This is a genomic window from Pseudomonas sp. 65/3-MNA-CIBAN-0223, from assembly GCF_040310425.1.
Classification (GTDB): domain Bacteria; phylum Pseudomonadota; class Gammaproteobacteria; order Pseudomonadales; family Pseudomonadaceae; genus Aquipseudomonas; species Aquipseudomonas gregormendelii.
Map to the genome: position 1 here is coordinate 257,369 of NZ_JBEOPV010000010.1, position 14,147 is coordinate 271,515.

The window sequence follows — 14,147 nt, forward strand, 5'->3', positions numbered from 1 at the left end:
ACATAAAATTCGAGGTTCTCCCGTGGCCGCTGATATCGACGATAGCCGCTATGCCCGCTTTGCCCTGCGCTGCTCAAGCTTTGCCGAACGCTGGTTCCCCGACTCCTGGGTGTTTGCGGCACTGGCCGTGATCATCGTGGCCCTTGCCACCATGGCAATGGGCGCCAAGCCCACCGATGCCGCCATGGCCTTCGGCGATGGCTTCTGGAGCCTGATTCCGTTCACCATGCAGATGGCGTTTGTGGTGATCGGCGGTTATGTCGTCGCCAGCTCGCCACCGGCTGTGAAACTGATCGACCGATTGGCACGCATCCCGAAAAACGGCCGCTCCGCCGTCGCCTGGGTCGCGCTGATTTCCATGGTCGCGTCGTTGCTGAACTGGGGACTGTCCCTGGTATTTGGTGGCTTGCTGGTGCGTGCCCTCGCCCGCCGTACCGATCTGAAGATGGATTATCGTGCTGCCGGCGCCGCTGCTTACCTGGGGTTGGGTGCGGTCTGGGCCTTGGGTCTGTCGTCATCGGCGGCGCAATTGCAGGCCAACCCGGCCAGCCTGCCGCCGTCGATCCTGTCGATTACCGGGGTCATTCCCTTCACCGAAACCATTTTTCTCTGGCAGTCGGGCGTACTGCTGCTGGCGCTGATCATCATTTCTCTGATCATTGCCTACGCCACCGCCCCAGGCCCCAATACGGCCCGTGACGCAAAAGCCTGCGGCATCGACCCGAGTTTCAATCTGCCGCCACTGCAACCGCGCACTCGCCCTGGCGAGTGGCTGGAACACAGCCCGCTGCTGACTATCCTGCTGGTCCTGCTGGCGGCCGGCTGGTTGTTCCATGAATTCTCGACCAAGCCGGCGATCAGCGCGATCTCCGGGCTGAACACCTACAACTTCCTGTTCATCATGCTCGGCGCCCTGCTGCACTGGCGTCCGCGCAGCTTCCTCGATGCAGTCGCCCGAGCCGTGCCGACTACCACGGGAGTGCTGATCCAGTTTCCGTTGTATGGTTCGATCGCCGCACTGATGACCACCGTCAAGGGTACCGATGCGCAAACCCTGGCGCACCACATCTCGACCTTCTTCGTCAGCATCGCCTCCCACGACACCTACGCGCTGTTGATGGGTGTGTATTCGGCGATCCTCGGCTTCTTCATTCCGTCCGGCGGCGGCAAGTGGATCATCGAAGCACCCTATGTGATGCAGGTGGCCACAGACCTCAACTACCACCTGGGCTGGGCGGTGCAGATCTACAACGCCGCCGAAGCGTTACCTAACCTCATCAACCCCTTCTACATGCTGCCGCTGCTGGGCGTACTGGGATTGAAGGCCCGGGACCTGATCGGATTCTCGTTCGTGCAGTTGCTGGTGCACACGCCACTGGTGCTGTTTCTGCTGTGGGCGCTGGGCACGACGCTGACCTACACGCCGCCCGTGATGCCATAAATGTCGCTGGATGCACCTGTTCGAGCAGGTGCATCCAGAGTTGTTCGGTGGATTGTTCCTACCCCACGGTTCGCCATCTCCTGACACCATTACAGGCTGCAGCTGACATCGCACGCGCGATGGCTGCAGTAACCTTCGACAATTGCGCAATCACAGGCTTAAAAGGATCTGAGCATGTTCAAACGCACAGCACTTACCCTCGCGGCCCTCACCCTGAGTGCCGCCGCCCACGCCGATGTCGATCTGAAACTGGGCAGCACTGAACGCGTCACGCGTCTGTTCGCCTACCCCAACAACTGCGGCGTCGTGTGCTTTCGCAACTGGACGCTGGAGCAAACCGTCGAGCACTACCTGGGCCAAAGCGTGCAGCGCGATGGCTACGCCACGGCAAAGGTGCGGGTCAAAACCGATAACGATCAGCTTTACGCGCAAATCACCGGGGTGCCTGCCGGTTATCACAAACCACTGCAAGCCCTGCTCGACGCCGGAGACCTGGCCTGGTCCGGCGCAAACAGACTGAACGCTGACGGCAAGTGGGCGTACAACTGGTCACTGTTCCTGCCTTTGGGCATGGCGCTGAACAATCGTAAAAGTATCGAGCTGTTGCACTTTCCGCCGGACTATTCGCTGACCCAGGCCCAGGATTACCTGCGCTCGGCCACCACTGATCGTTGGGCCACGCTGCTAACCGCCAACGGCATCCCAGCCGCGCAAACACCCGCTTACCAGACCATCATCGACATCGCCCCGATTGCCGCACCCGCGACTGCGGGCAAGGACCTGGAGGGCGTTTACAATTATTTCACCGACTATCAGACCACCATGGTCAGGGAGCTCAGCCGCACTGCCAGCGGCGCGGCATTACCCATGATCGCGTTTGGCGCGCCGGTGCGCAGCTGGGTCAAGGCGCAATACGGCCCCACCGTCAGCGTGTTGGGGCTGGCGACGATCAGCCCAAATGCCGGGGTCAAAATACCCGTGTTGGGCGCCAATCACCCGAGCTACATCTGGTACGCGGCCAATCCAGCCGCCTATTCCGGCAAGGATGCCCAGGCCCAGGCTGACGCGGCAGGCCTGAAGGTGATGGGCCAGGATTTGAGCGCTGCGTGTTGGCAGGCCGGCATGGGCAGCGCCCCCGGCAGGGATCCGGCGACGCAATTGAAGAGCTGTACCCAGACCTGGCAAGTCACTCGCACGGAAAAAACCTGCGAACTGTTCTATACCTCGATTCGCAACCTGCCCCCGGCCCAGGCCGTCGCCAACTGTGCATCGGCACCGATCAGGTCCCAGCTCAGCCAGCTGAAAACTTCGGCGACCACGGTTGCACCGGGCCAGGGGCTGTAGACGCGAAAAGCGCTACAGCGGACGCAGACGGTACTGTGGCGGCAACTGCTCGAAGCCGCTGATGGTTGCGTTCAGGCTTTTCCAGCGACCGTCCTTGATGCCGTAGATGCAACCGTGAATCGACAGTTTCTGTCCACGATGCCAGGCATTTTGCACAATGCTGGTGTGGCCGACGTTGGCCACTTGCTGGATCACGTTCAGCTCGCAGAGGCGGTCCACCTGCTCCTCTTCAGTTGGCAACAGCGCCAGCTCTTCGCGTTTTTCGTAATACAGGTCGCGAATCGAGCGCAGCCAGCCATCAATCAGGCCCAGCTGGCGGTCCTGCATCGATGCCCGTACGCCGCCGCAACCATAGTGGCCGGTCACCAGGATGTGCTTGACCTTGAGCACGTCCACCGCGTACTGAATCACCGACAGGCAGTTCAAGTCGGTATGCAGCACCACGTTCGCCACGTTGCGGTGGACGAACAGGTCGCCGGGCAGCATGCCAACGATTTCGTTCGCCGGCACCCGCGCATCGGAGCAACCGATCCACAGGTATTCGGGGGTCTGTTGGCGAGCCAGCTTGGAGAAGAAGTCCGGATCTTCCTGTTTGATCGCTTCAGCCCAGCGTTCGTTGTTATCAATCAGATCTTGTAATTCGTTCATGCTGTAGAGCCTCAAGAATGGTGCGCTTCTATGACAGACAACCACCCGTCGGGGTCACGCGATCGATGCAACTAAGGCAGGTGGAATTCTCGCCAGCCCTGTGGGTCCACCCTAGTAAGGCCCACAGTATGAGGAAATACCATGACTGATTCACGACGTCCTTTCGACGCGGCGCAACCCGAGCCCATCGATGACAACGAAGACCGCATGGGTTCAATGCATGAACTGGACTTTGACGAAGACGAACCCGGCGCCCGGATTGGCGACGAACTGCCGGACAACGAGCGCGAACACCGGATGCCGCCTGAGCGGGTGCGGGAGGCCGGCATGACGGGCGCCTCCACCAAAGACCACGAACCCACGGATGATGACATGAGCCCGGAAACGCTCATCCTCGAAGACGGCGCAAGGGATGCCCGGGAAGCAGGCGAAGAAGGTCAGGCAGACTGGGACTTGAGCATTGTCGATGAAGATGACATCGGCGGAGGCAATGGCCTGGATGAAGCGGAACTGGCGCAGCGTGATCCGCTGGACGGGAATCGCTGACCTACCCGATTGACGGAATTCTCCCGTGTAGGAGCTGCCGCAGGCTGCGATCTTTTGATCTTGGTGTGGATAAAATCAAAAGATCGCAGCCTTCGGCAGCTCCTACGGGGTATCTGTGTTCAATCCACCAGTGTGCAGGCCATGACCACCGCATCTTCCCTGCCGCCAACCGCCGGATAATAGTCCCGGCGCCGCCCGATCTCGTTGAACCCGTACCGCTCATACAAGCGAAACGCCGAACGATTGCTGTCCCGCACTTCCAGGAAGCACTCCCGTGCCTCGGCCTTGTAGGCAATCGACATCAGGTGCTCCAGTAACGTCAGGCCCAGGCCACGGCCCTGGTTCTCCGGCTTGACCGTAATGTTCAACAGGTGCGCTTCATCAAGAATGATCTGTACCACGCCGTGGCCGACCTGTTGCTGCCCTTCGAACATCAGCCAGATCTGGTACTTGCCGAGCCCATCAAGAAAAATCCCGCGGGTCCACGGATGGCTGTAAGCCGCGTATTCGATCTTCAGTACAGCGTCCAGGTCCGCCTCGATCATGGGGCGAAACGATACAGCGTCACTCATTTGATTCTTTCCAGCGCGCCATCAGCCGACGCATGGCTTGCCAGACATCAGCCTTACGCTGTGGCTCTTCCATTAATAATTCCAGGCCCGGCAGGGCCCAGACCGAGCCCAGGCCTTCGACCTGGAGTTCACGGTTGAACGATTCGGCGTTTTCCTCGCCAGCGAAACGTACCGCCGGCAGACCGATCAGCCATACGCAGACGCACGGTGCATCTTCCAGTCGGGCCGAGAGGAAACCCTGCACGAAGTCACGAGCGGCTTCCGGGCCTTGATCCATGGTGCCCCGGGCCAGCAGCGGCCAGCGCACGGGGTCACCGACTATCTGTGGGCTGTCCGGCAGGCCGGCGGCGCGCAGCATGTCCTTGAGCAGCAGATAGGCAGGGTCGCGGGTTTGAAATGTTTCACCTGTGGGTAACTCGACCAGCAGCAGGCAGCGACCGGCGCGCAGCAACTGCAGGGCGAAACGCGGCGGCGGCACTACTGGTGGCTTGACCACGACTGGCGCGGCCACTTCTTCGACTTTTGCATCCGTGCGGGTGCTGGCCAGCGAAGGCCGAGGCACCTCGATCTTCACCCGCTCGGCGGGCTTGGCCTGCGGCTGCACGGGCGCCTCAGCCACAGCGGCCATTGCTATCGGAGCGACGACCACGGGTTGCGGTGTCTCCAGCAGCTCGGGCCGCGACGGCGCGGCGAAGGGCAATTCGGTGCGCGGCAGCCAGTTGACCACCTGCATGGCGGTCAAATAAGCGCGGCGACAGGACTCGATAAGCAAAGGTCGGCCACTTGTGGATAACTAAAGTGCGTGGATTCTACCGCCCTTCTCGCAAGATCGCCCGCGCTTGATCGACAGAAAGCCGACTGTCCGTCCCGAGAGTTAATCGCAATGGGCGCGATGCAGTACAATCGCTGCTTTTATCGCCAACCAGCCGGCCATTCCGATGATCGAACCCAAGCGCGTCTTGCGCGCCCTCGCTGAACACTGGGCACTTCTGGAGCCACTGTGCGAGCACTTCGACCAGGGCACGTTGAGCCTCAACGAACTGCGCACGCAATTGGGCGCCCAGCAACTGGACAGCACGCCGCAGGACATCACCAGCCTGCTGGATGTGTGGATTCGCCTCGACATCCTGGTGCCTGTGGCAAAAAGCCCGAACCGTTTCGAGCTCAATGCGCAGATTCACGACTTCCTCGCCTACTTGCGCCGTGAGCACCGCCTGGGCCTGTGTCTGGAAATCGAAGCCTACTTGCGCCACCTCGAGCGCCTGGCCGGTTACATCCAGGATGCGTTCGACATCCGCGACGGCCACGACCTCGCACGTCAATTGCGCCTGCTGGACATGCGCGTACGGGACGTTTTGAAGAAACTTGCCAACGACGAACAGGCTCTTGTGGCCGTCGCCGAGCGCGCCAAGACCAGCGACCGGCAGATTCCCCTGCGCCAGCGTTACGCCGAAGTGCTGGCGACCTGGGACGAATACGTCGAGCCGATGATCCAGCTGGTCAATGCCGACGGTGCTTTCGAGCAAGGCGTACGCAAGGTCGAGAATGTCCTGCTGAAGATGCTCACCGAACAGCAACGGCTGGGCCACCTGGTCGACGACGACATGCTGCTGCGCACCCATGCGCGCATCCTCGAAATGCAGACCAGCGCCCAGTTGACCCTGCGCCACGCCCGCGAACTGCTCCTGCCGTTGCGTGAAGAGGCCCGTCGGCACAATGCCGTGACCCGTGGCGCGGCGCTGGCCTTGTCGGCTATCCGGCGCAAAGGCCTGGACGCGGTCCCCCAAGCGGCCATGCCAATGTTCACCCGCCCGCAAAGCACCTTCCTTGGCAGCGCCAGCCAGGTCGAAGCGTACGTGTATGCACTGGCCCGTTTCGAGCCGAAACCGGCGCGTTTCCCCAAGGCTCACAAAACCCAGAAAGGCGAAGCCCCGCGTGCGCCACGTACCGTTCGCGAAATGCTTGAACGCTGCGAAGACGCCCTGCCGATGCCGGACCTGATGGCCTGGCTGCTGGAGCAGGAGCCAGACGGCGCCACCGACGAGTTGCTGTACTGGTTCTCGCGCCTGTCGCGGGAAAAACGTTTCCAGCGCGAGCGTCTCGAACGCCGCGACTACCACACTCATGAGCACCAGGTCAGCCTGCGCTCCTTCGCCCTGCTCTCGGCCCGCGACAGCGCCGCCGAGGATTCCGCGAGCATCCCACATGCATCTTGATCTATCCGAACTGTCCCAGCTGGCACCGATATTCCGCGAGCTGTTCAAGGGCTACCACGTCAGCCGCCGTGATCCAGAGCTGTACGCGCAACTGTCGAACTTCCAGGACCAGTACCGCACGCTGTTCAAGGCATTGGGGTTCGAGCTGGTCTGCGATACCCGCGGCTTCTATTACTTCGTGCCGGACCTCGCCGCCGCTGCGGTGAACAAGACCGCCCAACGCCTGGCGCTGTTTACTTTCATTCTGGTCGAGCATCTGGCGGATCAGGGGCGAGACCCGATCGCCGTGCTTGACGGAGGCAGCCTGGGTCGCGATGAATTGCCGTCGCTACTGGAAAAGTACCGCGACCTGTTTATCCAGGCCGAAGTGCAAACTGTCGAAGAGCTCGAAGAAAAAATCATGCGTCGCATGACCCAACTCGGTTTCGCCGGCGAAGAAAACGGCGTCTATCGCTTCCTGCCGCCGATGCACCGCTTCCTCGATGTCTGCCTGTCGGTGCAGCAGGACCGCGACCTGGCGGCCAGTCTGCACAGCGTGTTGCCGCTGCCGGTTCCATTGCTGATCGATGACGACAGCGATGAAAAGCTGCTGCAAACCGATGATCCACTGGATCTGACTGACTTCGAAGAAGAAAGCGAAGAAGACGCCATGGCGCGCGCCATTGCCGAAGAACAGGAGACCGACGCATGAGCAAGGAACGCTACGGCATTCGCCGCTTCGCCCTTTTGAACACCGCCGGCTACAGCCTCGGCCTGTTCCCGCTGGAAGAGCCGCTGTCGGTTTACGGCGCGAACAACCTCGGCAAATCCGCCTCGATCAACGCGCTCCAGTTCCCGATCTTGGCGCGCATGTCGGACATGAGTTTCGGCAAGTACAGCCTGGAACAATCCCGGCGTTTCTACTTCGCCTCGGACACCAGTTACATCCTCGTTGAAGTGTCCCTGCCACATGGCCCGCACGTGATCGGCGTGGTGGGTCGCGGCCCGGGCGGTGGTTTTGGTCACCAGTTCTTTGCCTACGCCGGCAAACTGGACCTGGCGCACTACCAGAAGAACGACACCTGCCTGCGTCAGAAAGAGCTGTTCACCAACCTTGAGCGCGAGGGCCTGAAAGCCTACGAACTCAAGCCGGATGAATTGCGTCGTTTGCTGGTGGGCGGTCACACATCGATTCCGCTGGACCTGACCCTGATTCCACTGCGCTCCACCAGCGAACAAAGCCTGAAGACGTTCCGCGCGCTGTTCATCAACCTGTTGCACATGCGCGAAATCACCGCGGCCAAGCTCAAGCAGCTGTTCCTCGATGCGTTCGAACACAGTCTGCGCTCCGGCAGCGTGGACTACATCGCGGCGTGCGAAGAAGCGTTCCGCGATGTGCGCCGCATGGAGCAGGATTACAACTCGCTGGTCACGGCCGGCCCGCTGGTCGAAGCCCTTGCGGCCGGCGTGACCCAGCGCAATATCCTGCGCGGCAAACTGCACCGCATCTCGCCGCTGCTCGACTCGTTACTGGGCACCTGGTCGGACTATGCCAGTGCGCGCAAGGAAGAGCTGACCATCCAGGCCGAGCACTACCGCAACGAACAGGACGCATTGCAAAACGATCAGCGCGGCGGCACTCAGGAGTTGATGCGCCTGGAACGGGAAATTTCCGGCATCCAGCGCTGGCTGGGGGAATTGTCGGTACTGAAGAATCGCTTTGCCCTGGTCGATGACGTCAAGGTCCTGGAACAGCAACTGCTGGCGGCCAAGGATGCGCACGACGAACTGGCCGGTGCGCTGGCCCAGTCCCGCCAATTCAGCGCCGAAGACCTCGAAGAGCGTCTGCGCGACCTGGAAAAACGCCTGAAGTCGGTCAAGCAGCAGCTCGATCATGCCGACAACAACAGCTACGCCCGACTGCGCGAAGAGTTCTCGCAACAGGACGTCGAGCGCTTGATGCGCCTGTTCAACAGTGCCCTGTTCAGCCTGCCACTGGGTGAACACGGTATTGCGCTGGATGAGGACGGACAGTGGGTCAAGTCCATGGAGCTGATTCTGGACAGCTTCAAGGGCGAGCGATTCGAAGTGCCTGGCTTGTCCATCGATATGTCGCACATCGAGCCGCCGGCCCTGCAAGCCCTGGCTGACCGCGCCGCATTGCGCGACCAGAGAGAGCGCCTGGAAAAAGAACTCAAGCAACTCAAAACTCAAGCTGCCGTGGCCGCCGACCGCGCGGCGAGCAAGACCCAGACCGAAGCGTTGTACCAGCAAGTGCTGGACGCGCAAAAGGCGCTGGAGGATTTCCGTCGCTCGCAAACCCTGAGCGCAGAAGAAGGCGACAAGCTGGAACAGCTGGCCCAGATGGAAGCCGCGCAGGACGAATTAAAACGCTCCAGCGATGCATTCACCGAGCGAGTCCAGCAACTGTCGGCCAAGCTGCAACTGGTAGGGCGGCAGATCGGCGACATGGAAGCCAAGCAGCGCACGCTCGACGACGCCTTGCGCCGCCGCCAACTGCTGCCGGCAGACCTGCCGTTCGGTACGCCGTTCATGGACCCGATCGACGATTCCATGGACAACCTGCTGCCGCTGCTCAATGACTACCAGGACAGCTGGCAGGGACTGTTGCGCAGCGATGGGCAGATCGATGCACTCTACGCCCAGGTGCGTCTCAAGGGTGTTGCCAAGTTCGACAGCGAAGACGACATGGAGCGGCGCCTGCAACTGCTGATCAATGCCTACGCGCATCGCACCGACGAAGCGCTGACCCTGGGCAAGGCCCGCCGCGCCGCGGTCACTGACATCGCGCGGACACTGCGCAATATCCGCAGCGACTACGACAGCCTTGAGCATCAACTGGCCCTGTTCAACCGCGAGATCAACAAACGCCAGGTGTCCAACCTGCAGAGCTTCCGCATCGTGCTAGCGCCGAACAAGGAAGCTTTGAAACACATTGACCAGATCATCCACAGTGCCGGCCAGTACGAAGAAGGTGAAACCCTCTCGGTATTCGACCTCAGCCAGAGCGCCGATCAGGACAACAGGAACGAGGAGGCCAAGGAGTATCTGGCACGCCTGGTTGCTGCCAACCACAACCAGTTGGGCCTCAAGGACCTGTTTGAACTGGCATTCGAGATCACCAAGGTCAACGGCCAGCCCGTCATCCACACCGACATCGATGGTGCTGCGTCCAACGGCACCACCATGACCATCAAGGCGTTGACCAACATGTACCTGTTGTTGCACTTGATGGACCGCGACCAGGCCGGCCGGGTGCGCTTGCCCTACTACCTCGACGAAGCGGCGGACATCGACGAGAAGAACCAGGCAGCCCTGCTGGAAACCAGCCTGCAACTGGGTTTCGTGCCGATTCTGGCGAGTGTTAAACCGCAGGTTTGCGCCAGTGTCGCCATTGACCTGGAAGGCGGCAGCGGACCGAATGGGATTTACATCGACGAGGCGGACTGGAAGTACATTCGCCGTCACGATGAAGTGAAGCCTGTGGTCAATGTGGCAGCCGATGAACCGGAGCTGGATGCGGTCTGATCCTGCCTGATCCAAACAAAAGGCCGCGATCCAATGGACCGCGGCCTTTTTTGTCCAAGCTGCTCGGTGAATGCGAGGGCCTGCTCGCGATGACGGCAGCACCGCCGCCGATAATTATTTACCGATCGCGATCTTCGGCGCCCAGGTCAGCCATTCATCTTCGAACTTATCAAATAACGGGAATGTCTGTTCCGCTCGCGCAGGGTTACCCATGCGCTCGCCATCCGGGGTGGCGAACGCAATGCCACCCTGAATCAGGGTTTCCAGAGACTCGGTGCGCATCGTCGCTCCCTTGAACAGTCCATAGTCGAATCCGAAACCGCTGGAGTTCCAGAACCGCGTACCGCTGCGCACCAACGGCGCGTACTTGGGTTCAATCAGGATGTGGATCAGCACGCGATCCGCTGTCTGCCCCAACTCGTACCCCGTCACCTTGCCTACCGCCACTTCCCGGTAGGTGACCGGCACGCCGATCTTCAACGAGCCCCGACGAGCCGCGCTCAACACCAGGCTCAAGCCAGGCTCCACCTTGGCTACTTCTGGCGGGCTGGACAAGGCCACGAAACTCTTCTGCGGCCCCTGGCTCTTCAGCGCGGGTTGCACTTCGATGTATTGACCGGTTACCAGGGTTTCCAGGTTCGCGGTCTTGATCAGACCCAACTCCGGCTTGACCACCCAGAATTGACTGCCGACCCGGGCAATACGCTCCGGCACTTCGGTAATTCGCGCGGTGAGCACCACGGACTGCAGGTCATCGGTGAGATCAACGTCCTCGATCTTGCCGACATCCAGCCCCTTGAACCGCACAGGAGTGCCGGTGCGCAAACCGTCGGCGCGGTCGACCTTGATGGTGACCAGGGTGCCTTTCTGGTTGGCCTCGTCGTGGCTAGGGAACAGGCGGAACCGAGGGATACGCTTCTGCAACGGCGCCTTGGCTTGCGGGGTCTCAAAAGCAATACCACCGGCCATCAGGCTTTGCAGTGACTCGCTCTTGACCTGGATGCCACCCGTCAGCCCACCCGTGAGGGTGACGCCACTCGCATTCCAGAATCGGCTGGAGGCATTGACCAGGCCTTCATATTCCTTCTCGATGTGAACGCCAATCACCAGCTGTTTACGGGTCTTGGAGAATTGATAGCTCTGGACCGAACCGACCTTCACCTGCTTGTAGAGAATCGGGCTGCCCACTTCCAGCGAGCCGAGGTTCTCGGTAAACAGGACCAGGTGCAGCCCGGGTGAGCGCAGGTCCAGAGGCGGAGCCTTGGGTCTTGCGACAAATTCACGCTGCGGCGCCGCCCCCTTGTCGCCGGGGCGTATGGCGATGTAGTTACCCTTCACCAGCGCTTCCAGACCCGTGATGCCAGCGAGGGAAATCGAGGGTTTGACCACCCAGAACTGAGTGCCATCGACCAGATAGTCCTCGGCCAGCGGGTCCAGGGTCAGCTCGGCAGTGGCCGCCGTCAGGTCAGGATCGACCTTGAGCGCCTTCAGGTTGCCGACCTGTATCCCTTTGTACATGACCGGCGTACGACCAGCCTGCAAACCTTCGAAATCACTGAGCTTGACCTTGATACGGATACCGGCTGCGGCAGCGTCGAAATCTTCATAGAGCCGGAACGGCAGACTCGGATCGGTTGCCGGGCTGTCCTTGCGGTTTTCCGGGGTCGCAAAGGCAATACCGCCTGCAACGATGCTGGCCAGGGATTCGCTGCGCACCTTCACGCCGGAAAGATTGGCGTCGATGCTGATGCCGCTGGCGTTCCAGAAACGAGTATGTTTACGCACCAGATTGGCGTAAGTAGGCTCAATGAAGACCTTGAGTTCAACAGTGCTTTGATCTTCAGACAACAGGTAGCTTTTCACCTGGCCGACCTTGATCTGCTTGTAGAACACCGGGCTGCCGCGGTTGAGCGAACCCAGTCGGTCGGCCTTGATGGTCAGGTGCAGGCCGGGCTTGGCGTCGGATAACGGTGGCTCTTCGGCAAGCGCCTTGAACTTGCGAGTGGGCTCCCCTTCGCCCGGGCTGATCGCGACATAGTTACCCGAAACCAGGGTCTCCAGGCCGGTAATACCAGCCAGGGTGACGCTTGGCTTGACCAGCCAGAAGCGGGTGCTGGTGCGCAGGTATTGCTCGACATCCTTGTTCATCTCGACGGTGGCGATCACGCCTTTGGAGGCGCCTTCGTCGTCGAGTTTAAGGGTCTTGACCTTACCCACCGACATGCCTTTGTAGACGACTTCGGTCTTGTTGGCCTGAATGCCTTCACCACTTTCGAACCGCACCTGAACCTCGATGCCGGTCTCGTTATAGGCTCGCCAGCCGAGCCAGCCGCCGATGATCAGGGCGATCAGGGGTAACACCCAGATAGCCGACCAGTTCGAGGCCGGTCGGGTTTTAGCTGTTGGCAAATCAGTCATGGTCGTCGTCCGACTCCGTGTTATCCCAAATCAGTCGGGGATCGAAAGTAACTGCAGCAAGCATTGTCAGAATCACCACACTGGCGAACGCAATGGCACCAAGATTGGCTTCGACGCTGGCAAGCCGTCCGAAATTCACGACCGCCACGAGAATGGCGATCACAAAGATATCGAGCATCGACCAGCGGCCAATGAATTCAATAAAGCGGTACATCAGAATGCGCTGGCGGGCCGACAGCGGCTGGTGGCGTTGTACCGAGAACAACAGCAATGCAATGCCTACCAGTTTGAAGGTCGGCACGACGATGCTGGCAATGAACACCACGGCTGCAATGGGGATCATGCCGTGCTGAACCAACTGGATCACCCCGGACATGATGGTGCTGGGATCGCCCTGCCCCAGGGAGGTAACCGTCATGATGGGCAATACATTGGCCGGGATGTACAAAATCGCAGCAGTAATCAGTAGCGCCCAGGTTCGCACCAGGCTGTTCGGACGGCGCTCATGGACCAACGCACCACATCGAGTACAGACCTGCTCGTCGGTGTCAGCGTCCTGCCTGTTCAACTCATGGCATTCGGTGCAAATCAGAATGCCTGCATCAATCGCCCGCATGGGCATCCTCTCCTGATAGAGCCTGCCAGATCTGGTGGGGCGACATCACCACTTCCAGCCAGACCTGAACCAACAACAAACTGATGAAACATGCCAAACCGAGTCCGACGGTAATCGCTGCCATATCTGCCAGCTTCACGATCGCAACCAGGACGCCCATGAGATAGACCTCAAGCATGCCCCAGTCGCGCAAATGGTGATAAATGCGATATAGCAACAAACCGTAACTGCGGCCGACGTCAAAGCGGATGCTCAGCAATACCGCCAGCTGGCACAGCAACTTGAGCAGCGGGATGGCCATGCTGCACAGGAACACGACGACCGACACACCTTGCATGCCGGTGTCGAACAACCCCACAACACCGCTCCAGACAGTGTCTTGCGACGATTGTCCGAGTAGATTGAGCTCCATGATGGGTAAAAAGTTCGCCGGGATAAACAACAGAAGAGCGGCGATCACCAGGGCGAGACTGCGTTGCACGACGTTATGCCGGTGCGCGTAGAGTTCATAGCCACAACGAGGACACAGCGCTTTCTCGCCATGGGCGAGCTGCGGCTTGCGCATCAGCAGGTCGCACTCATGACAGGCTACCAAGTCTTCCAGCGGTAATTCTGACAGCCCGGGGGCGTCAACCGAATCTGGCATAAAGGCGCTGGCTCCGAAATAGTTGGACCTATTCTAGTGTCCTGAACTGAAAATAACTGTGCCTATTTGTGCTGCAAATAGTTGCTTTTGTTCCAGACAAAAACAAAACCCCTACCTGCATACGCAGATAGGGGTTTCGGAATTTAATCTTGACGATGACCTACTCTCACAT

The 14,147-nt window shown here is 60.2% G+C and carries 12 protein-coding genes; 6 read left to right on the plus strand and 6 right to left on the minus strand.

All coding sequences use genetic code 11. The annotated features are described in order from the left end of the window. Positions 1-22 precede the first annotated feature (22 nt). Both AAEZ09_RS15095 and AAEZ09_RS15100 read left to right on the plus strand, forming a co-directional pair. Entirely contained in the window at positions 23-1,441 is a 1,419-nt protein-coding gene (locus AAEZ09_RS15095; RefSeq protein WP_045059210.1) for a short-chain fatty acid transporter, read from the plus strand. A 174-nt stretch (positions 1,442-1,615) separates the two neighbouring features. Then, positions 1,616-2,785: a hypothetical protein gene (locus AAEZ09_RS15100; RefSeq protein WP_350599895.1), complete on the plus strand. Its 1,170-nt coding sequence runs from the start codon at positions 1,616-1,618 to the stop codon at positions 2,783-2,785. 12 nt (positions 2,786-2,797) lie between these two features. Here the strand turns inward: AAEZ09_RS15100 and can are convergent, their stop codons facing one another. Continuing rightward, positions 2,798-3,433: a carbonate dehydratase gene (gene can / locus AAEZ09_RS15105; RefSeq protein WP_045059208.1), complete on the minus strand. Its 636-nt coding sequence runs from the start codon at positions 3,431-3,433 to the stop codon at positions 2,798-2,800. Positions 3,434-3,574: 141 nt separating this feature from the next. Between can and AAEZ09_RS15110 the strand changes: the two genes are divergently transcribed. Beyond that, positions 3,575-3,979, plus strand: a complete 405-nt coding sequence (locus AAEZ09_RS15110; protein WP_350599896.1) for a serine kinase/phosphatase — start codon at positions 3,575-3,577, stop codon at positions 3,977-3,979. A 119-nt stretch (positions 3,980-4,098) separates the two neighbouring features. On the opposite strand, the gene rimI is transcribed toward AAEZ09_RS15110, so the two are convergent. Both rimI and AAEZ09_RS15120 read right to left on the minus strand, forming a co-directional pair. Then, positions 4,099-4,551 (minus strand): ribosomal protein S18-alanine N-acetyltransferase, encoded by a 453-nt coding sequence (rimI, locus tag AAEZ09_RS15115; RefSeq protein WP_007942632.1) that lies wholly within the window; start codon positions 4,549-4,551, stop codon positions 4,099-4,101. Next, positions 4,544-5,284: an energy transducer TonB gene (locus tag AAEZ09_RS15120; RefSeq protein ID WP_205891703.1), complete on the minus strand. Its 741-nt coding sequence runs from the start codon at positions 5,282-5,284 to the stop codon at positions 4,544-4,546. Before AAEZ09_RS15120 ends, rimI begins: the two co-directional genes overlap by 8 nt. A gap of 205 nt (positions 5,285-5,489) precedes the next feature. Between AAEZ09_RS15120 and mksB the strand changes: the two genes are divergently transcribed. The 3 genes from mksB to mksF are packed head-to-tail and all read left to right on the plus strand — an operon-like array spanning position 5,490 to position 10,295. Further along, positions 5,490-6,767 carry an Mks condensin complex protein MksB gene (gene mksB / locus AAEZ09_RS15125; RefSeq protein WP_045059205.1) on the plus strand — a complete coding sequence of 426 codons (1,278 nt, stop codon included), beginning with the start codon at positions 5,490-5,492 and terminating at the stop codon, positions 6,765-6,767. Then, entirely contained in the window at positions 6,757-7,458 is a 702-nt protein-coding gene (gene mksE, locus AAEZ09_RS15130; RefSeq protein ID WP_045059204.1) for an Mks condensin complex protein MksE, read from the plus strand. The genes mksB and mksE overlap by 11 nt, the downstream gene beginning before the upstream one ends. Continuing rightward, on the plus strand, positions 7,455-10,295 hold the full coding sequence (gene mksF / locus AAEZ09_RS15135) for an Mks condensin complex protein MksF (RefSeq protein ID WP_350599898.1): 2,841 nt from the start codon (positions 7,455-7,457) through the stop codon (positions 10,293-10,295). Before mksE ends, mksF begins: the two co-directional genes overlap by 4 nt. Positions 10,296-10,409: 114 nt before the next feature. Here mksF and AAEZ09_RS15140 read toward each other — a convergent pair whose 3' ends face one another. From AAEZ09_RS15140 to AAEZ09_RS15150, 3 genes are read right to left on the minus strand one after another with little or no spacing between them, the layout of a single operon-like run. Next, the gene (locus tag AAEZ09_RS15140; RefSeq protein WP_350599899.1) at positions 10,410-12,713 is read right to left on the minus strand and encodes a PqiB family protein; all 2,304 of its coding nucleotides are present in this window, start codon (positions 12,711-12,713) and stop codon (positions 10,410-10,412) included. After that, a complete protein-coding gene (locus tag AAEZ09_RS15145) occupies positions 12,706-13,329 on the minus strand; it encodes a paraquat-inducible protein A (protein ID WP_122838723.1) in 624 nt (207 codons plus the stop codon). The genes AAEZ09_RS15140 and AAEZ09_RS15145 overlap by 8 nt, the downstream gene beginning before the upstream one ends. Next, positions 13,316-13,975, minus strand: coding sequence for a paraquat-inducible protein A (locus AAEZ09_RS15150; RefSeq protein ID WP_045059200.1), 660 nt, complete (start codon positions 13,973-13,975; stop codon positions 13,316-13,318). The genes AAEZ09_RS15145 and AAEZ09_RS15150 overlap by 14 nt, the downstream gene beginning before the upstream one ends. Positions 13,976-14,147 lie beyond the last annotated feature (172 nt).